The following is a 17,039-nucleotide window of genomic DNA, read 5'->3' as shown; positions in this document are numbered from 1 at the left end:
GTCATCACATGTTCGATTCCGAAGTCCTTCTTCCCGATCTCTGGGACATCCTTGGCGCGGTCCCGGTGACGCTCGCCATGGCGCTTGGAATCTTCGTCTTCTCCACCATCGTCGGCAGCCTTTTCGCGATGGTGGAATATCGCCGGGTCCCGCTGCTTCGGGAACTGGTCGTCGCCTACAAGGTCGTCTTCAAGGGCGTTCCGATGGTCATCGTGATCTTCCTCGCCTATTACGGCCTGCCGCCGACGCTGCAGTTCCTGACCTCGCTCGTCGGCATCGACTATAATGGTCACTCGACGCCGAACTGGATCACGCTGATCGTCGCCCTGACCGCCTGCGTCGCAGCCTTCCAGGCTGAGGTCGTCAAGGGTGCACTCAACTCCTTCGACAACGGTCAGGCCGATGCGGCCTATTCCCTGGGCTACAAGCGCAGCCAGCTGTTCCGCCGGGTGATGCTGCCTCAGGTCATCGTCGCCGCCATCCCGGATCTTGCCAACTCCATCATGGTGATCATGAAGGCGCTGTCGCTGGGATTTGCAATCGAGGTCGTCGACATCTTCGCGCAGTCGCAACTGACCGCGGCGCTGAACTTCTACTACCTCGAAGCCTTCCTGATCGCTGTCGTCATCTACATGGTGATCGCCTACGTCGTCACATACGCAGCCGACCGGATGGAACGGGCTCTTAGGGTATGGGCCTAGGGGCACTTCGCTCTTCCTCGCAGCACGATGCACGGGATCAGGATTTCCACAGTCGTTTCGGCATATAGCGGCCATCGCTTCCGCTGTGCCGGCGGGAAGTTTGGCTGGAACGCGCCCCCAACCTCCGTCATCCCAGGCCTTGAGCCTGGGATCCAAGCCCACGCTGATGGAGGCGAGGGTGGATCCTCGGGTCAAGCCCGAGGAAGACGGAGGGTGGGGTGGCCTCTGGAGCAAGGATAGCGGGGGCCGCATACGCGCATCCTGGCAAATGAAAGGTGGCCAATTGTCGCCCTTTTCAATTGTGTGAATAACTGCCAGGCTCCGCCTCAATCTCGCCGCAATCGTTATAACATAACACGTAATGTTATTACATTGTAGGATGCGCTATGCCCCCGAGCCCCGACCGCCCCTCCGTCAGCCTGCTGGGACAGTCGGCATTCTCTAGGGTGATCGGCATGGCGCTGGTCATTGCGCTCCTTTGGCTGGCGATCCAATGGGCGGTTCTCTTGCCATGACGCCGCTGATCCGTCTTGACAATCTCACCGTCGCCTATAACCGGCACCCCGCCGTGCATCATGTCTCCGGCGCCTTCGCCTCAGGCAGTCTGACGGCGATTGCCGGGCCGAATGGGGCGGGCAAGTCGACGCTGCTGAAGGCGATCATGGGCGAACTTCGTCCCGCCGAAGGCAGGGTCGAGCACCGGTTGGGGCGGGCCGAATTCGGCTATCTCCCGCAGGCGGCCGAGATCGACCGGCGCTTTCCGATCTCGGTGATCGATACCGTCATGCTCGGCGCCTGGAAGAAGACCGGCGCCTTCGGCCGCATCGCGCCCGCCGAGGTGAAGAAGGCAGGCGAGGCCCTCTCCGCCGTCGGGCTCGAAGGCTTCGGCCGGCGCCATGTCGGCTCGCTTTCGGCCGGCCAGTTCCAGCGCGTGCTTTTTGCCCGCCTGCTGCTGCAGGATGCCGGCATCATCCTGCTCGACGAGCCGTTTACGGCAATCGATGCCCGCACGACCAGGGACCTCATCGATATCGTCTCCCGCTGGCATGGCGAAGGCCGCACGGTGATTGCCGTGCTGCACGATTTCGAGCTGGTCCGCGCCCATTTCCCGCAAACCCTGCTGCTTGCCCGCGAGCTGGTCGGCTGGGGTGCGACCGCAGACGTCATGTCCTCCGTCAATCTCCTCAAGGCCCGCGCCATGGCCGAGCGCTGGGATGAGGATGCGAATGCCTGCGCACCCGAAGAGGCGCCGGCGGCATGACGGCTTACGATCTCTTCCTCGCACCTTTTGCCGACTACGGTTTCATGCGCCGAGCGCTCATCGCCTGCCTCTGCCTCGGGCTCGGCTCGGGGCCGATCGGCGTCTTCCTGATGCTGCGGCGCATGAGCCTGATGGGTGACGCCATGAGCCATGCCGTGCTGCCGGGGGCGGCGATCGGTTACCTCGTCGCCGGCTCCCTGTCGCTGACGGCGATGGGGCTCGGCGGCCTCATTGCCGGCCTGTCGGTGGCGCTGCTGTCCGGCGCCGTCAGCCGGATGACCGTGCTGCAGGAGGATGCGAGCTTTGCCAGCTTCTATCTCGCATCGCTGGCGCTCGGCGTGCTGATCGTCTCGTTGCGCGGCTCCAATATCGATCTGTTGCATGTGCTCTTCGGCACCATCCTGGCGATCGATGCGCCCGCCCTTTATCTGATCGGCGCGATCACCTCGCTGACCCTGGTCATCCTCGCCTTCATCTACCGGCCGCTGGTGGCCGAATGTTTCGATCCCGGTTTTCTGCGTGCCGTCGGCGGGCGCGGGCCGGTCTATCACCCGCTCTTCCTGCTGCTCGTGGTGCTGAATCTCGTCGCCAGCTTCCAGGCGCTCGGCACGCTGATGGCCGTCGGCCTGATGATGCTGCCGGCAGCCGTCGCCCAGCTCTGGTCGCGCAGTCTGCCCGTGATGATGGCGATAGCAGCCGTCAGTGCGGCCGCATCCGGCTATCTCGGCCTGATCGCCTCCTATCATCTCGAGCTCGCCTCCGGCCCGACGATCATCATGACCGCGGCGATCTTCTACGGTTTTTCTATTTTTTTCGCGCCCTCCGGCTTGGCCCGGCGCGTCTTTCCCCGCCCGCATTTGAAGGGCTGATTCCAAGGAGCCTTCGATGACACTGCACAGACTGCTTCTCTCCGCAGCAATCCCCGCTTTGATGGCGCTGTCGGCCATGCCCGCCTCCGCCGAAACGCTGAAGGTTGTGGCCTCCTTCACCGTGCTTGCCGACGTCGTCAAACAGGTCGGCGGCGAGCACGTCAAGGTGACGAGCCTAGTCGGGCCGAATGGCGACCCCCATGAATTCGAGCCGTCGCCGGCCGATGCAAAGAATTTGAAGGCGGCTGCAGTGACCTTCGTCAGCGGCGAGGGACTGGAAGGCTGGATGGACCGGCTGATCACCGCCTCGGGCTATAAGGGCAAACCGGTCACCGTCTCCGAAGGCATCGACACCCGCACCATGGAAGAGGACGGCGCGGAAATCACCGATCCGCATGTCTGGAACAGCCCCGTCAACGTCAAAGTCTGGGTCGCCAATATCGAAAAGGCGCTGTCATCGGCCGATCCTACTGACGCCGCCGCCTTCAAGGCCAATGCCGAGAAGTACACCAGGAGGCTGGATGAATTGAACGCCTATGCCCATGCGAAATTCGACAAGGTGGCCGACGATCGCCGCAAGGTGCTGACCAGCCATGACGCCTTCGGTTATTTCGGCCGCGAATATAATGTCAGCTTCCTCGCCCCGCTCGGTCTGTCCACGGAAAGCGAGGCATCGGCCGCCGACGTCGCCAAGCTGATCGAGCAGATCAAGGGCGAGCATGTGAAAGCTTATTTCTTCGAGAATTCCAACGATCCGCGCCTGGTCAAGCAGGTCGCCAAGGCAACCGGTGCCGAGCCCGGCGGCGAGCTCTATGTCGAATCCCTTTCCGACGCCAAGGGGCCGGCGCCGACCTATGAGAAGATGTTCAAGTACAATGTCGATCAACTCGCCGCCGCCATGGCGAAATCGAGTTGAGGATTAAGGGCTGCAGGCCTATCCTGCGGCCCTCACATATTAAGGTCGAAGACCAGGATGCCGGCAAGGCCTCCATCCGTCGACGAGACGATGCGCTCGCCCACCGTCACATGCTCGGGATGGATGAGATAGGCGTCGCGGGCCTCGGCGCTTTCGAAGGTCACGGCAAACCCGTCGACGAACCCGCCGTGCAAACCTTCGGGCGAAACATTCGGCCCGTATTTGATATCCAATATGCCGGGAATGACCTGTTTCAGGGCGACGATCGCCGCAAACAGCGATTGCTTGTCTTCGCTCGTCATCGCGGTCTTCAACCGCAGGAATACGCAGTGCAGGATCATCAGTGGTCCTCCCGGTTTTCTTTGGCCCGATTTTCTTTGGCCCGATTTTCTTTGGATGGAGAATAGCGGCGAAAGCCGGGAGAGCAATGAGATTTATTTTCACGCAGACGTTGCGCCGTGAGCCGGCACCCCAACCAGATTACATCTGGTCGGTGGCGACCATCGGGCGCTTGTAGATCTTCTGGACGAGATCGCGGGACGAGGCGCGGGCCTGGTCTTTCTCAGCCGGCGTCATCGGCCGGCAGGTGTTCCTGAGATTGGAAGCGTCGAGCACTGTCGCAACGCCCGAATTGGCAATGACCAGATGCCAGCTGCAGGAAGCGACCTTGTCGATGGCGACGGCGCCATGGCAACCTGTGGACAGGCAGAAGGCAACGGTCACCTGTGCACCGTGGTCGCCTTTATAGGCCAGCTCGACGGCTTTCTTAATATCCGTGACCCATCGCTCGCATTGCGCCTGTTTTGCCCCCGGCTCGCAGCTTTTGGTCACCGGAGTGATGTCGCCGGCCTGAAGCGACGAGACGCAAAAAACACCCATCGAGAGGGCGAGCAGAAACTTGAGCATGGGATTTTCCTTGTACAAGCCATGACTGGCGCACATCGCAGGCGGTTGGTCAATGGCCACTCACAAAAGGGAAGGGCGGCACGCCAGCAGATGTTGGCACGCCACCGGGAAAATCCGAAATTGTGTCGATCCGGTGCCGCTCCTAATCCAGAACGACGGTGGCTTCGACCTCGAAGAGCATGGGATCGATGGCAAGCTTGGGAACGGGAATCAGCGTCTGCGCCGGCAGTGCTTCGCCGAACATGTCCTTGACGTTGCTGGTCAGCACCTCGAGCTTGGACATATCGTGATCGACCACGAAAACCGTCAGCTTGGCGACCTGATCCGGCCGTGCGCCGAGCGTATCGAGGGCGGTGCGCAAATTCGCATAAGCCTGCTTCACCTGGACGGCGAAATCGGGCGACAAGGCTCCCGTGCTATTCTGGCCGCCCTGTCCGGAGATATAGGCCAGCCGGCCTTGGCGGGGCACGATCACCGCCGTGCTGTAGCCATTCGGCGAGGGGTCGTAGAGGTTTTCTGGATTGACGATAATCAATTTGAGATCGTCATTGGCTCTCGTCGCAGTGGGAACGCTGATGGTCATGATGATGAATCCTCCGATAATGAAATGCTTGATCGCGGGTGACATGATTTTCTCTTGGCTTCTCAGGGCTGCGAGCGACGGATCCTCGTGGCCTGCAGGATGAATCTTTATCGCCTTTATGAGATAACTCGTACGGCGTACGATTAGATTGCATCGTACGTCGTACGAGTCAATTGGTCAGGATCGACATTCCCAGCATTGTCGGCTTAGATCGACGTCTGATCGATAAGGAAGACGAATGGCAGACAAACGCAGCGGTGCTGAGAGCAAAGGGTCTGGGCGGAGAAGTGAGTCACCTCAGTCCGGGCAGGAGCCACGCAGTGTACCGACTCTTTCGCTGGAACGGATCGTGGCGACGGCGGTGGAGCTGCTGGACGCCGAGGGTGTCGACGGATTGAAGATGCGTCGGCTGGCCGATCGCCTCGGCTCGGGCGCGATGAGCCTCTATTGGCACGTCGACAACAAGGAAAAGGTCTTCGATCTGGCGCTGGATTCGGTGCTCGAATATCGCGGACCGTCTGACATCGTCGAGTCTCGAGACTGGCGCGGGGACGTCGTTCATATGCTCGAAGACTGGCGCGCCAGCATGCTGCGCCATCCTTGGTCGGCCTCGCTGCTGCCGCGCCGGGCGCTCGGCCCGAACATCCTCATTCGCCTGGAACTGCTGAGCAAGACCCTGTCCGGTGCCGGTGTCACTGATGCGGATTTGAACGTCGCGATCTGGTCGCTCTGGAACTATGTGATCGGCGCGACCATCACCCGGGCGAACTTCGATCTCTCGGACGACGACAGGGCGGCTGCGCAGCAGCGCCTGACAGGTCTGAGCGAGCACTATCCGACGATCGAGCGCTCTCGTCTGCTGCTGGACAATGATTGGGACGGCGCTTTCAGGAAGGGCCTCGACTTCCTGCTCGATGGTCTTGCTCCGCGACGATGAACATCCATCTCCCGGGCGAGACGGTGCCGGATTCTGCGGGCTTGCCGTGGGTGATCGCGCACTGCCGCGACGCGGTTTCCCGGCTATTTCCGTAGGATTTTCTCCATCGCTTTCCCTTTGGCGAGTTCGTCGATCAATTTATCCAGGTAGCGGATTTCCCGCATCGTCGTTTCCTGGATGTCTTCCACGCGGACACCGCAGATCACGCCCGTAATCAACGATCGGGAAGGATTCATCTGAGGCGCTTGCGCAAAGAAATCCTCGAAGCTGGTCTTCGCAGCCAATTGGTCGTCCAGGCTCTGCCGGCCATGCCCCGTCAGCCAGCAGATGATGTCATCGACCTCCGTCTTCGTCCGCCCCTTCTTCTCTGCCTTGGCGACATAGTGGGGATAGACGCTCGCGACGCTGACCGAATAGATGCGATGCTTCGTCATCGAGTGCTCCTCAACGTTCCGGATATTTTCCGGCTTGAGATAGCTGACTTCAAGTCCTCAACAAGCGGTCGACAATGAGTAAGCTTCCGCGGGCGCGAAGTAGATCAGTGCAAAGGCGGCATCTCTACAGCGCCGCGCGTCTTCGCGATTGCATCAACAACGGACATCGGCTCGGATTGGGTAGACGACCGCTACGGGACTGAAAGCCGTCGGTCGGCTTCCGGGCTCGGATTTTCGAAAGCAGACCCTGAGCCTGGCGGACGCGTGATCTGACGCGAAGTGGACCTTCGGTCGCCCTCGGCCGAACGCGCGGGCCGGCGACCCCCTTCGTAAGTCCGAAATCCTTGGTTTCTGTCCCATCATTTCAGCTATATGGTGGGAGACATCGCCCAAAGGGGATTCAAGACCAATGCCCCCAGAGAAGAAGGACCGTTCACCGGTTGCGCTGGAACAGCGCGACATAAGCGCCGACCAGCGCATGTTCTCACCTTCCGTTGCGCGAAATTCGGCGCCGATCGTCGCAGTCCTAAAACGTGTCCTTCCAACACGTGGAGCCGTGCTGGAGATTGGATGCGGGACCGGCGAGCACGCCGTGTGTTTTGCGGGAGCAATGCCCAACCTCACCTGGCAGCCGAGCGATCCGGATGCCGACGCCCGCACCAGTACGTCTAGCTGGATCAAATTCGCAGGGCTGAAGAATGTGCTGGCACCGCGGGATATTGATGTGTGCTCAGGACAATGGGGCGTCGAACAAACGGGGCATTTTGACGCCATCGTGTCGATCAATATGATCCATATCGCGCCATGGGCGGCAAGCTTAGGATTGTTCGCAGGAGCTGGCCGTTTGCTTCACGCTGGTGGGCTTCTTCTTCTCTACGGCCCGTTCATGCGCGACGGGGCACACAACGCCCCCTCGAACGCTGCTTTCGACGCGGCTCTAAAGGAGCGCAACCCATCCTGGGGTGTGCGTGATATCGCTGATCTTGAACAAGTGGGTGAGGCCGCTGGACTTAATCTCCGCGAGACGATCGAGATGCCTTCCAACAATATATTGCTGGTCTTCTCCAGCGGTAGTGCCTGAACGACAAGCGGGCGCGAAAGAGACGTAGGCCCGTAGCAGCATTCGGGCCCTTTGCTGCCGTTCGAGGTCGATCCGAGAAACGTGCGGTATGTGCTAGAATGCGGCCCGAAGGCGGAATGCGACGGACGCACTGCGAGGGGCGGTGTGATCGTACCGGAATTCGCGCGACCGGGAGCCGACGTTGTGCTCTTGAAAGGGGAGACGAGGACGATGCCGACACCACAGCAACCCAGTCTGATAGTTCGACAAAAATCCCCACAGAACATCGAGTTTCCGTTTGCGTCGCTCTCCGATTGGCTGATCCCAACCGAGCTGTTCTTCGTGCGAAACCATTTCCCGTCGCCGGACCTCAATGCGCGCGACTGGAGATTGCGCGTTGGCGGGGCGGTGGAGCGGCCGATCGAACTTGACCTCGACAGCATCAAGGCGATGCGGAGCACGACTTTCACCGCCGTCGTCGAGTGTGCAGGGAACGGGCGCGTCTACTATGAGCCGCCGAAGGAGGGGTTGCAGTGGCAGAACGGAGCCGTCGGCAATGCCGGGTGGACAGGTATTCTTCTGCGCGAGATTTTAGAAATGGCGGGCGTTAAGCGAACCGCGCGTGAGGTTCTGCTCATAGGCGCAGACAGCGGCGTCGTCGACACGAACAAGAAAACGGCTTCTCCCGGCCCCATCGCTTTTGCGCGCAGTTTACCGCTTGAGAAGGCCATAGCTGACAGCACGATCCTTGCCTATTCGATGAACGAGCAGCCGTTGACGCGCGATCACGGCTACCCGCTACGCGCGGTCGTGGGTGGCTGGTTCGGCATGGCTTGGGTCAAGTGGATCACGCATATCACGGTTTTGGAGGAACCGTTCCTTGGCTACTGGCAGGCGCGCGACTATTTCCGTTGGGAGCGCAGCCTCGGGGAACCCACGCTGGTCCCCCTTGCGGAGATGGAGGTCAAAGCGCAGATCGCGCGTCCCGTACAGGGGGCGCATCTCATCGCCGGCCAACCGTACCGGATTTTCGGAGCCGCCTGGAGCGGAGAGGCTGCTATCCGGCAGGTGCAGGTCTGCACCGGAGATGGCAGGGGCTGGCGCGAGGGGAGGCTCCTCGAAACAGAACGTCCCTTTGCATGGCGCTTGTGGGAGTACATGTGGACCCCTGAAGAAGTGGGGCGATATATACTGCGATGTCGCGCGATCGATGGGGCGGGGTGCGTGCAGCCCGAGCTCCAGCGTTCCGATTGCGAGAGCTACGCGGCCAATTGGATCGTGCCGGTGGAGGTTACGGTCGTTCCCGAGCCACAGACGTATGACGAGGAATTCGTAATCTAATCACCCGCATGGGGCGGAATGGCGGCTTTTGGCGCAACCGCGACCCGCGTTGTCACTGCGTCATGTCCGCTTTGCAGCAGCAGCGAAAGGTGGCTCGATGACCATTATGAGGGCGCCTTGCCGCCCGGCAGCATTGGCGCGGTCGGTGGTGTCTCTGGCCGCATTTCTGCTAAAGCTCGGAAGCAAATCGCCCGCGATATCACCAACTGCCGAAGTGTGAAGGGCGCAACGGACTGATGGGCCTCTCGCTCATCAGGCCTCTTGTCTTGAAGGAGGAGCGCTAGGATGAGCACCGACCTGGATACCGTGCGGTCCTATGATACGGTTGCGGCGGAGTACGCTGCGGAGGCCGCGGCGATGCCAGAATGGGTCGCGACAGAGATCGATGCGTTCGTGACCGAGCTAGGCGGCTCGGGCAGGGTGCTGGAGATCGGAAGCGGTGGCGGGCGAGATGCACTTGAGCTTGAGAAGCGGGGAATGAGCGTCCGGCGCACCGACATTGCAAAGGGTTTCGTCGAACTGCTTCGCGAAAGCGGCTTCGAAGCCGACCTGTTGGACCCGCTGACCGATGATTTGGTCGACCCGCAGCGTCCCGGCACGCCGTATGACGGGATCTGGGCCTGTGCCTGCCTGATTCATGTCGCCCGCGAGGATTTCGGCACGGTGCTTGGACGGCTTGCCGAGGCGACCCGGACCGGTGGCCGACTGCACGCCTCGGTTAGAGAGGGCGAAGGCGAGGATGTGTCCACACACGGCAGTGCTGCAGCGCCTCGGCGCTACGTCGAGACGTATTGGCGCGAGCCTGCCCTGCGGTCCGCACTCACAGACGCCGGCTGGATCGTCAGCGAGGTACGTCGGTGCGTCGGAAGGCCCCATGATCGGTGGCTGAGTGTTCGGGCGAGCCGGGCGTGACGCACACAGAACTTGCGGGAATGGCCGGTTGTGGCGCGACTATGAACGCCAGGTGGTCACCGCAATGTCGGCTTCCGGGCGAAGGCAAAGATCCCCTCTGTGGCCGACAAGGGGGCGCAAAGCAGTGGCCGTCTCGGGCTGACGTCGGCCTTTTGTTGCTACCGAGGAAATCGACGAGACTGGGCGTTCCGCTCGGGCCCGTTTCGTCAGCGGAAAGCGGACGCTTCGGTCCTCGGCGCCAAGGTCTTGAGCAGCTATCGTCACAAAATCCCATACCGTTTTGAGTAGGATGTCTCTTAACCTGCACTTCAAACTTTGCGTTGAACCTTATTTTCTCGCCAGGCTGAACGAGAAGTGGCTGCCTCGGTGATAATCAATCGCGTAGATCACCGGTATGCCGGCAGCATTGAAGCAGGTTTCGGTGATCAGGAGAGCCGGGCCGAAGTCCCTTAGATCGTTGCGCTCGACAACGTCGTTCGGCAGCACGACGGCGGATACGCTCGCTGCCGACATTCGTGGCTTGTTCTTGTGCTCCTCGAGCAGCGCGAGCAGCGAACCGCTCCAGTCGATGTCGTAGAGACGAGCGGAAATGAGGCTGCGCGGCACGTAATCGACGCAGTACATGATCGGCTCATCGCGCTGGAGCCGCAGGCGTTCGATGCGGATCACGCGATCCGAGACCCGCATCTGCAATTGCCTTGCGACGAGCTCATCCGGCGCTTCTTCGGCAATGGACAGCACCTTGTTGACTATCTCATAGCCATAGTGCCGGACCATGTCGGTCACGCTCTCGAACACCGTAATCGGCCGATCGACTTGCACCGCGGACATCGGCGAAACGAAGCGGCCGCGGCCATGTTCGGCATAAATCAGGTTGTCTTGTTCGAGGAGTTTGAGAGCCTCGCGGACGACGGGGCGGGAAATCCTGAAGCGCTGGGTAAGTTCGGCCTCGGTTGGCAGCTTGTCACCGGGCTTCAGGCTCGCGTCGCGGATGAGATCCAGGATCCTGTCGCGCAGCTTGATCACAAGGGTCTGTTTGTCACGCAAGGGCTCGTCCAAGACCGCAATCCTCTCTACCGTCCTGAATGTGCTTGTCTGACATTGGCAGCGTGGTCAACAAATTTCTGGTGCCCCGACAGCGTCGCATTAACCAAGGGTATTGCTAAAGCCAGTGCAAATTCACAGTCGAGTTATTGACACATCTAAATCAAGATGTCAGTTGTCTTACAACATTGTCGGTGTTAGTCGCTGACACTATCGCGAACGGAGGCTTGCATGCTGAATTTTGACGAACAGAGGTTTCTCCGCATCCAGTCCGGCGCGGTGGCCCTGCGCGAACGGTTGGACCGGGTGATCGCCGATTGCCTGGCCGCCGGTGCCGAAAACATCCATTTCCTCGGAACGGGCGGCGCTGCGATCCTGATGCAGCCGGCAGCCCAATTGCTGCTACGCCAGTCGCGGTTTCCGGTCTTTTTCGACATACCGGCCGAGCTGGTCCTGACCGGATCGGCAAACCTGAATGGCAAATCGATCGTCGTCATACCCTCGCTGTCGGGCACGACGAGGGAAAGCGTGGCACTCCTCGCCAAGGCGAAGGAAGCCGGCGCTATGGTGATCACTCTGGTCGGCCATGAGGAAACGCCGATCGGCAAAGGTGGCGATCATGTCTTCGTGAACTTCGCCGAGGACGATACGTCCTGCGAATCCTTCTATCTGCAATCGCTGTTCATCGCGCTTTCGATCATGCGCCATCGCGGGGAGATCGAGAACTACAATCAGATCGCGGGTGAACTCGACAGGTTGCCGGCGCTACTGCTCGAAGTGAAGCGCGCTTATGAGCCGAAGGCCGAGGCTTTTGCGAGGGTGCTTGCCGGAGCCGAATATCACATCATCACCGGTGCCGGGAATGTCTGGCCGCAAGCCTTCTATTACGGCATGTGCATTCTCGAGGAGATGCAGTGGATCCGTACTCGGCCGGTGCATGCATCCGATTTCTTCCACGGCACGCTGGAACTGGTCGAGGAGGGCGTTTCCGTCATCCTGTTCAAGGGCGAGGATGCCTTGCGTCCACTGGCCGACCGGGTGGAGAATTTCGCACCTGAATATACCGACCGGTTGACCGTGCTCGATACGGCCGAATTTGCGCTGCCCGGCATTTCACCCGAGGTCCGCGGGCTGGTCTCGCCAGCGTTGCTCGCCACGGTGCTCGAACGCATCAGCGCGCATCTCGAAGTCATGCGAAATCATCCGCTGACCACGCGACGCTACTATAAGCGGGTCAACTATTGACGCGAGTTTGACAGCGCGCCGCGAATGCTCCTAGAGGCAGGCGCGGCATTGTCGGGGATGAGCTGTATGAAGAGACTTCGCGTTGCAGCGGTTGGCGACAATTGCATCGACAAGTTCCTGTCGCCGTCGATCGGCGAGGCACTTGTTGGCGGCAATGCGGTAAATGTCGCAGTACATCTCGCGACGCTTGGCCATGAGGCATTCTATCTCGGAGCCGTCGGCCCTGATCTCGATGGCCGGCGGACGCGAACTGCCCTGATCGAGAATGGCGTTGCTGTTGCGCATATGCAGGAACGGCTAGGCAAGACTGCCCATACGGACATCGAGGTCCTGCCGTCGGGCGAGCGCGTGTTTCTGTTTGAGGATTTCGGCGTCTGCGCTGGCTACCGGCCATCGGAAGAAGATATCGCCGCGCTGAAGACCATGGACCACGTCCATATAGGTTGGCTGGATGATGGCGGTGCTCTGAGACACACGCTCGCTGCAGCCGGTGTCAGTGTCTCGCAGGATGTCTCCGTCAACGCCGGCCCGGCCAATCTCGGCATTGAGGGCCTGACGATTGCCTTTGGCTCGGCGGGCGAGGACGACACGGCGGTCGAAGCGATGATCGACCGCTTTCTTTCCGCCGGTGTTCGGGTCGCAGTGGTTACGCGGGGCGCGAAGGGGTCGGTGGCGGCGACGCTTGAAGAGCGGGCAGAGACGGGCATCATGCAGGTCGAGGTCGTAGACACCACCGGCGCCGGCGACAGCTTCATCGCGGGATTTCTGTCCGTGCATGTTGGCGGTGGATCGTTGCAGGACGCGGTCAAGGCTGGACGAGACCGGGCAGCGCTCACCTGCAGCCATGTCGGCGGCTTTCCACAGAAGCCGACGGCGCTGTGATACCTATTGGAGTACCAGCCAGCCGAACAGAATGATGATCAGCGCGCCAGCGATCGTGTAGGGATCGACCGGTGCCGCAAAAGGAGGCAGCCCCAGATGATCTGCCTGTACTGAAACGGCGCCACGACCGATGCCTCGCCGGCACGGAAGGCCCGCACCAGTAGCACGTGGCCGGCAAGACCCAAAATGCCGGCGATAACAACAATGCCCGTATGGTTGAAATCCATGGCCGAGAGGCCGGTGCTGCTGAGCGCTGTCAGGAGGCTCAAGGGGGTCATGACCACCAGCAGGGTCGCAATCAGTGCTTTATCGCTTTCCGCAGCCTTGGCGCGTCGCAACAATAGCAGCGAATGTGCGAAGACGACCGTCGAGACGAAGGCGGCGACGTGGCCGATATTGAATTCGGCGGTGCCGGGTCGCAGCGCCACCGGCAAGGCAAGAACGGCGATACCGGCGGCACGCCTATTGGAGTGTCCTGATGAAGGAGGTCTCAGCGGACATTGAAACGGCCGAACCGCTCTTCGATGCGGGATTGGGTATATTCCAGCCCGATTGAAAGCAGCCAATAGATCATGGAAGCGGTGATCAGCATTTCAATATGGCGGAACTCGGTCTGTCCCTGGGTGCGGGCGAGATACATGATCTCCCATACCCCAACGACCGACACGAGCGAGGAATCCTTCAGCATGGCAATAAACTGGTTGCCGGTCGGCGGGATGATGATGCGCATGGCTTGTGGCAGAATCACCAAGGCCATGGTCTGGCCGGGCTTGAGACCGAGCGCGGTCGCCGCTTCCGACTGGCCCCTGTCGATGCTTTCAATGCCGGCGCGGAAAATCTCGGTCATATAGGCGCCATAGCAGAGCGACAGGGCAAGGATGCCCGCCGGTATCGCGCCGATGACATAGCCGACCTGCGGCAGGCCGAGATAAATGATGTAGATCTGCATGAGCAGCGGCAGGCCGCGAAAGAGCGAAGTGTAAAAGGTCGCAAGCCCATAGATCACGCCGTTGCGCGAGAGCTTGGCAATAGCGCCAGCCAGTGCGATTACAGTGGCGACCGCGATTGAGATCGCCGAAATGAATAGCGTCGTTGTGACTCCCTGGGTGATGAGGAAGCCGATTTTCTTCGCGATGAAGGCGAAGGAAAGATTGAACGAATAGAAGAAGAGCATTAGCAGGACGAAGAGTTCGACCCACACGCCGATGATCTGCCAGCGGCGCGGTAGGAGCCGCAGCAGCGTCCAATTGGCTGCGAGAATCAAGGCGATCAGCAATGAGGACACAAAGCGGCTGACGAGCGGATTATCGGTCACCCATGGCGCGCTCGACGGCAGCATATACCCGAGCCAATGCGAACTGACGCCAAGCTGGAACAGGCCGAGCGTAATCACCAGGATAATCAGCGCCACGCCGAGGCGCCTCATGGCATCAGGATAGGTGAGAATGAGTCGAGCCAGCATGCGCTGCGTCCCTTGGTTCAGGCAGTGCGTTCGCGCCACCAGTCCTGTGCTTGAAGTTTCCAGTAGGTGAGCTGCGCCACGGCAAGGCCGGCGACGCCTCCAGCCCAGACCAGGCCGAATGGCGCAAACAGCTTGTAACGATCGCCCTGGCCGAGTATGGCCTCGGCCACGAGTTTGCCGCCGATCGCGGTGGTGTTGAGCCCGTGGCCGCCAAAGGCCGTGCAGTGCCAGACGCCGGGCTTGACCTCGCCAATCTGTGGCATCAGGTGGCGGGCATAGGACATCAGGCCCGACCAGGCGAGTTCTGTCTTGAGGCCGGAGAGCTGCGGATAGGTGCCGGTCATCTCGCGGCGGAGTTCAGCAACGACGCCGGCCGTGGAGGCCGCGCGTGTGGTGATCCGGCCGCCCCAGAGGATGCGTTTTCCATTGTCCACAAGCCGGTAGTAATCGCCGGCGCGGCGGTTGTCGCCGACCGCATCGCCGGTCGCGATCGCATTGGCGATCAGATCAGGCGCCTCCTCGCTGACCATCACATAGGTCGCGATCGGCAGGAAAGCGCGCTGGAGCCGCGGCTCCAGGCTGCCGGTGTAGCCGCCTGTCGTGAAGACCATGTGCCGGGCTCGGACTTCGCCATTGGCGGTGCGCACGCGTTTCTCCGCGCCTGAAAGGCTGGTCGAAATCGCTGCCGAACCCTCGAAGATCTTGCCGCCGAGCCGTTCGATTTCGGCGGCGATGGCGCGGAGATAATTCAGTGGATGCATGTGAAAGGCTTTGGGATTGCGGAGCGCCTGAAAATATCGTTGCGACTTCAGCATCGCCCGCACCTGCTCGGTGTCGAGATAGTCAAGTTCGTAGTCGTAGTCTTTGAGCAACTGCTCGCGGTAGGTCTTGAGCGACGCGGCATCATCATGGCGCAACACACTGGTGATGCCGGGCTGCGGCGCTGCACTCTCGATATTGAGATCGCGGATGGTGTCGCGGATGAATTCGACACCCTCCGTCGAGAGATGGAAGAGCTTTTTGGCGGCATCCTTGCCCGCCGTCCGGGCGATGTCATCGCTGCCGGTGGCGAAGCCGGGGGCTACGAAACCACCGTTGCGGCCGGACGCGCCGAAGCCCACGATCTCGGCTTCCAGCACGACCGCTTTCTGGCCGGCGCGGACGAGTTGCAGCGCAGTTGTCAGACCAGCCAGCCCTGCGCCGATCACGACCGCGTCGCAATCCTCCGGCCCAGAGAGGGAAGACCGCGACCGATCTTCGGCAATGGTTCTCTTGTAATACGTATCGGGGTAGGACATTGCATGCTCTTCGAAATGGAAGGCACGGGCGGGCAAAACCGCCCGTGCGACGCCGCAAATCAATCTGCGCTATAGTCCTTGCCGTACCACTTGGTGGTCAGCTTGGCGAGCGTGCCATCCTTCTTCATCTCGGCGATGATGTCGCCGACCTTCGCGGTCCAGTCCGGGTCGACCTTTTCGGCGATCACGACGAGCGGCTCGCGGAAGGCATACTCGCCTTCGAGAACGCGGACCGGATAGCCGTTCTTGATCGCGTTCCTGGCCGTCTGTTCCGGCGCGATAACGGCGGACAGGCGAACGCCGTCACCGAGGCGAAGGTCATCGAAGGGCAGCATGGAATCGGCGAACGTGCGCACTTCACCGGGCTCCAGCTTGTACTCGATCGGTGGAACGCCCGGCGCGTCTATCTCCAGGCGGCGATTGATGAAATCCTCCGAGGTCGTCGCGGTCTCGACGCCGATCACCTTGCCGTTGAGGTCGGTGACGGTCTTGGCGGTATTGTCCTTGTGCACGACATAGACATAGGGGCTGTAGTAATAGACGCCGACGAAATCGATCACTTGCGCACGCGGTTTGGTCGGTGTCACTGAGCCGACGCCGAGATCGTAGCGGCCCTGCCACCGACCGCCGGTGAGCGTCGCCCAATCCGGCGTTTCGAAGCTAATTTCGACGCCAAGACGCTTGGCGATCTCGCGGGAAACATCGATATCGAAACCGACCATTTGGTTGCTGTCGTCAAGATAGCTCTGCGGCGGCCAACCACTGTTGGTGGCGACGACCATTGCCTTCTTTTCCATCACCCGATCGAGCGTCGCCCCAGCTTGAGCCTGCGTCGAAAGCGTCATTGCGGCCGCACCAAGTGCCAGCCATGTCAAAAGTCTCCTCATCGAAATCCTCCCTTTCCATCACATGAAGTATGTAAGATGTCTTACAACATAGATGAAAGGAATGTTATGGCGCTGTCAATAGCCACTCCGCCCCATTGATACGCCAAGCAGTATTGCACGCGCTTGCCCACCGTACATTTCACGAGAAGCGTTACGTCGGCGATCGCCAGGGGCTGGCTGACAGGAGGGAAGAAACGCCGTGCTTAGAAATTGCGACGGAACATCGCGTTCGAGGATCGACGATGGTCTGCTTTCGGTAAAAGCCCAGAAAACGTCAACGACCGATAAGGGCGCAAAGCAG

The 17,039-nt window shown here is 60.7% G+C and carries 20 protein-coding genes; 11 read left to right on the top strand and 9 right to left on the bottom strand.

The annotated features are described in order from the left end of the window. The first annotated feature begins 8 nt into the window (after nucleotides 1–8). The 5 genes from ACS4RR_RS21570 (at nucleotide 9) to ACS4RR_RS21550 (ending at nucleotide 3,747) form a co-directional block, all read left to right on the top strand. Nucleotides 9–701, top strand: a complete 693-nt coding sequence (locus tag ACS4RR_RS21570; RefSeq protein ID WP_456189370.1) for an amino acid ABC transporter permease — start codon at nucleotides 9–11, stop codon at nucleotides 699–701. Between the two features lie 386 nt (nucleotides 702–1,087). Continuing rightward, on the top strand, nucleotides 1,088–1,216 hold the full coding sequence (locus ACS4RR_RS21565; RefSeq protein WP_456189369.1) for a hypothetical protein: 129 nt from the start codon (nucleotides 1,088–1,090) through the stop codon (nucleotides 1,214–1,216). Beyond that, entirely contained in the window at nucleotides 1,213–1,962 is a 750-nt protein-coding gene (locus ACS4RR_RS21560) for a metal ABC transporter ATP-binding protein (RefSeq protein WP_456190163.1), read from the top strand. Before ACS4RR_RS21565 ends, ACS4RR_RS21560 begins: the two co-directional genes overlap by 4 nt. Continuing rightward, nucleotides 1,959–2,831 (top strand): metal ABC transporter permease, encoded by an 873-nt coding sequence (locus ACS4RR_RS21555; RefSeq protein WP_456189368.1) that lies wholly within the window; start codon nucleotides 1,959–1,961, stop codon nucleotides 2,829–2,831. Before ACS4RR_RS21560 ends, ACS4RR_RS21555 begins: the two co-directional genes overlap by 4 nt. Nucleotides 2,832–2,847: 16 nt before the next feature. Continuing rightward, nucleotides 2,848–3,747 carry a metal ABC transporter substrate-binding protein gene (locus ACS4RR_RS21550; protein WP_456189367.1) on the top strand — a complete coding sequence of 300 codons (900 nt, stop codon included), beginning with the start codon at nucleotides 2,848–2,850 and terminating at the stop codon, nucleotides 3,745–3,747. A 32-nt stretch (nucleotides 3,748–3,779) separates the two neighbouring features. Here ACS4RR_RS21550 and ACS4RR_RS21545 read toward each other — a convergent pair whose 3' ends face one another. The 3 genes from ACS4RR_RS21545 to ACS4RR_RS21535 all read right to left on the bottom strand — a co-directional run bounded on the left by ACS4RR_RS21545 (nucleotide 3,780) and on the right by ACS4RR_RS21535 (nucleotide 5,281). Then, nucleotides 3,780–4,088 carry a Dabb family protein gene (locus ACS4RR_RS21545; RefSeq protein WP_222281466.1) on the bottom strand — a complete coding sequence of 103 codons (309 nt, stop codon included), beginning with the start codon at nucleotides 4,086–4,088 and terminating at the stop codon, nucleotides 3,780–3,782. Nucleotides 4,089–4,227: 139 nt separating this feature from the next. After that, nucleotides 4,228–4,653 (bottom strand): hypothetical protein, encoded by a 426-nt coding sequence (locus ACS4RR_RS21540; protein WP_222281467.1) that lies wholly within the window; start codon nucleotides 4,651–4,653, stop codon nucleotides 4,228–4,230. A 142-nt stretch (nucleotides 4,654–4,795) separates the two neighbouring features. Continuing rightward, nucleotides 4,796–5,281 (bottom strand): RidA family protein, encoded by a 486-nt coding sequence (locus ACS4RR_RS21535; RefSeq protein ID WP_222281468.1) that lies wholly within the window; start codon nucleotides 5,279–5,281, stop codon nucleotides 4,796–4,798. Nucleotides 5,282–5,474: 193 nt separating this feature from the next. Here ACS4RR_RS21535 and ACS4RR_RS21530 point away from each other — a divergent pair, with 193 nt between their 5' ends. Then, nucleotides 5,475–6,173, top strand: a complete 699-nt coding sequence (locus ACS4RR_RS21530) for a TetR/AcrR family transcriptional regulator (RefSeq protein WP_456189366.1) — start codon at nucleotides 5,475–5,477, stop codon at nucleotides 6,171–6,173. A gap of 83 nt (nucleotides 6,174–6,256) precedes the next feature. On the opposite strand, the gene ACS4RR_RS21525 is transcribed toward ACS4RR_RS21530, so the two are convergent. Beyond that, entirely contained in the window at nucleotides 6,257–6,607 is a 351-nt protein-coding gene (locus ACS4RR_RS21525; RefSeq protein ID WP_222281470.1) for a DUF2200 domain-containing protein, read from the bottom strand. A 409-nt stretch (nucleotides 6,608–7,016) separates the two neighbouring features. Between ACS4RR_RS21525 and ACS4RR_RS21520 the strand changes: the two genes are divergently transcribed. The 3 genes from ACS4RR_RS21520 (at nucleotide 7,017) to ACS4RR_RS21510 (ending at nucleotide 9,920) form a co-directional block, all read left to right on the top strand. Beyond that, nucleotides 7,017–7,688, top strand: coding sequence for a DUF938 domain-containing protein (locus tag ACS4RR_RS21520; RefSeq protein ID WP_170258454.1), 672 nt, complete (start codon nucleotides 7,017–7,019; stop codon nucleotides 7,686–7,688). Nucleotides 7,689–7,898: 210 nt separating this feature from the next. Continuing rightward, nucleotides 7,899–9,008 (top strand): sulfite oxidase, encoded by a 1,110-nt coding sequence (locus ACS4RR_RS21515; protein WP_456189365.1) that lies wholly within the window; start codon nucleotides 7,899–7,901, stop codon nucleotides 9,006–9,008. 285 nt (nucleotides 9,009–9,293) lie between these two features. Then, the gene (locus ACS4RR_RS21510) at nucleotides 9,294–9,920 is read left to right on the top strand and encodes a class I SAM-dependent methyltransferase (protein ID WP_260110292.1); all 627 of its coding nucleotides are present in this window, start codon (nucleotides 9,294–9,296) and stop codon (nucleotides 9,918–9,920) included. A gap of 327 nt (nucleotides 9,921–10,247) precedes the next feature. Here ACS4RR_RS21510 and ACS4RR_RS21505 read toward each other — a convergent pair whose 3' ends face one another. Then, nucleotides 10,248–10,979: a GntR family transcriptional regulator gene (locus tag ACS4RR_RS21505; RefSeq protein WP_017963143.1), complete on the bottom strand. Its 732-nt coding sequence runs from the start codon at nucleotides 10,977–10,979 to the stop codon at nucleotides 10,248–10,250. Nucleotides 10,980–11,195: 216 nt separating this feature from the next. On the opposite strand from ACS4RR_RS21505, the gene ACS4RR_RS21500 reads away from it, so the two are divergent. Together ACS4RR_RS21500 and ACS4RR_RS21495 are read left to right on the top strand one after the other, a co-directional pair. Continuing rightward, nucleotides 11,196–12,209 (top strand): SIS domain-containing protein, encoded by a 1,014-nt coding sequence (locus tag ACS4RR_RS21500; RefSeq protein WP_260110293.1) that lies wholly within the window; start codon nucleotides 11,196–11,198, stop codon nucleotides 12,207–12,209. Nucleotides 12,210–12,275: 66 nt separating this feature from the next. Continuing rightward, nucleotides 12,276–13,091 carry a PfkB family carbohydrate kinase gene (locus tag ACS4RR_RS21495; protein WP_260110294.1) on the top strand — a complete coding sequence of 272 codons (816 nt, stop codon included), beginning with the start codon at nucleotides 12,276–12,278 and terminating at the stop codon, nucleotides 13,089–13,091. A gap of 38 nt (nucleotides 13,092–13,129) precedes the next feature. Here ACS4RR_RS21495 and ACS4RR_RS21490 read toward each other — a convergent pair whose 3' ends face one another. The 4 genes from ACS4RR_RS21490 to ACS4RR_RS21475 all read right to left on the bottom strand — a co-directional run bounded on the left by ACS4RR_RS21490 (nucleotide 13,130) and on the right by ACS4RR_RS21475 (nucleotide 16,738). Then, a complete protein-coding gene (locus ACS4RR_RS21490; RefSeq protein ID WP_170258450.1) occupies nucleotides 13,130–13,519 on the bottom strand; it encodes a DMT family transporter in 390 nt (129 codons plus the stop codon). A gap of 62 nt (nucleotides 13,520–13,581) precedes the next feature. Then, nucleotides 13,582–14,553, bottom strand: coding sequence for an amino acid ABC transporter permease (locus ACS4RR_RS21485; RefSeq protein WP_260110295.1), 972 nt, complete (start codon nucleotides 14,551–14,553; stop codon nucleotides 13,582–13,584). 17 nt (nucleotides 14,554–14,570) lie between these two features. Beyond that, nucleotides 14,571–15,851 carry an NAD(P)/FAD-dependent oxidoreductase gene (locus tag ACS4RR_RS21480; protein ID WP_260110296.1) on the bottom strand — a complete coding sequence of 427 codons (1,281 nt, stop codon included), beginning with the start codon at nucleotides 15,849–15,851 and terminating at the stop codon, nucleotides 14,571–14,573. 59 nt (nucleotides 15,852–15,910) lie between these two features. Then, the gene (locus tag ACS4RR_RS21475) at nucleotides 15,911–16,738 is read right to left on the bottom strand and encodes a transporter substrate-binding domain-containing protein (RefSeq protein WP_170258447.1); all 828 of its coding nucleotides are present in this window, start codon (nucleotides 16,736–16,738) and stop codon (nucleotides 15,911–15,913) included. Nucleotides 16,739–17,039 lie beyond the last annotated feature (301 nt).

Source organism: Rhizobium zaerense (assembly GCF_051810725.1).
GTDB lineage: Bacteria > Pseudomonadota > Alphaproteobacteria > Rhizobiales > Rhizobiaceae > Rhizobium > Rhizobium leguminosarum_I.
This window is presented reverse-complemented; position numbering and strand designations above follow the sequence as displayed.

What these genes read in the sequence shown, in the direction of transcription:
- ACS4RR_RS21570 (WP_456189370.1), top strand. Translation starts at nt 9, where the DNA reads ATGTTCGATTCCGAAGTCCTTCTTCCCGATCTCTGGGACATCCTTGGC.
- ACS4RR_RS21565 (WP_456189369.1), top strand. Translation starts at nt 1,088, where the DNA reads ATGCCCCCGAGCCCCGACCGCCCCTCCGTCAGCCTGCTGGGACAGTCG.
- ACS4RR_RS21560 (WP_456190163.1), top strand. Translation starts at nt 1,213, where the DNA reads ATGACGCCGCTGATCCGTCTTGACAATCTCACCGTCGCCTATAACCGG.
- ACS4RR_RS21555 (WP_456189368.1), top strand. Translation starts at nt 1,959, where the DNA reads ATGACGGCTTACGATCTCTTCCTCGCACCTTTTGCCGACTACGGTTTC.
- ACS4RR_RS21550 (WP_456189367.1), top strand. Translation starts at nt 2,848, where the DNA reads ATGACACTGCACAGACTGCTTCTCTCCGCAGCAATCCCCGCTTTGATG.
- ACS4RR_RS21545 (WP_222281466.1), bottom strand. Translation starts at nt 4,088, where the DNA reads ATGATCCTGCACTGCGTATTCCTGCGGTTGAAGACCGCGATGACGAGC.
- ACS4RR_RS21540 (WP_222281467.1), bottom strand. Translation starts at nt 4,653, where the DNA reads ATGCTCAAGTTTCTGCTCGCCCTCTCGATGGGTGTTTTTTGCGTCTCG.
- ACS4RR_RS21535 (WP_222281468.1), bottom strand. Translation starts at nt 5,281, where the DNA reads ATGTCACCCGCGATCAAGCATTTCATTATCGGAGGATTCATCATCATG.
- ACS4RR_RS21530 (WP_456189366.1), top strand. Translation starts at nt 5,475, where the DNA reads ATGGCAGACAAACGCAGCGGTGCTGAGAGCAAAGGGTCTGGGCGGAGA.
- ACS4RR_RS21525 (WP_222281470.1), bottom strand. Translation starts at nt 6,607, where the DNA reads ATGACGAAGCATCGCATCTATTCGGTCAGCGTCGCGAGCGTCTATCCC.
- ACS4RR_RS21520 (WP_170258454.1), top strand. Translation starts at nt 7,017, where the DNA reads ATGCCCCCAGAGAAGAAGGACCGTTCACCGGTTGCGCTGGAACAGCGC.
- ACS4RR_RS21515 (WP_456189365.1), top strand. Translation starts at nt 7,899, where the DNA reads ATGCCGACACCACAGCAACCCAGTCTGATAGTTCGACAAAAATCCCCA.
- ACS4RR_RS21510 (WP_260110292.1), top strand. Translation starts at nt 9,294, where the DNA reads ATGAGCACCGACCTGGATACCGTGCGGTCCTATGATACGGTTGCGGCG.
- ACS4RR_RS21500 (WP_260110293.1), top strand. Translation starts at nt 11,196, where the DNA reads ATGCTGAATTTTGACGAACAGAGGTTTCTCCGCATCCAGTCCGGCGCG.
- ACS4RR_RS21495 (WP_260110294.1), top strand. Translation starts at nt 12,276, where the DNA reads ATGAAGAGACTTCGCGTTGCAGCGGTTGGCGACAATTGCATCGACAAG.
- ACS4RR_RS21485 (WP_260110295.1), bottom strand. Translation starts at nt 14,553, where the DNA reads ATGCTGGCTCGACTCATTCTCACCTATCCTGATGCCATGAGGCGCCTC.
- ACS4RR_RS21480 (WP_260110296.1), bottom strand. Translation starts at nt 15,851, where the DNA reads ATGTCCTACCCCGATACGTATTACAAGAGAACCATTGCCGAAGATCGG.
- ACS4RR_RS21475 (WP_170258447.1), bottom strand. Translation starts at nt 16,738, where the DNA reads ATGAGGAGACTTTTGACATGGCTGGCACTTGGTGCGGCCGCAATGACG.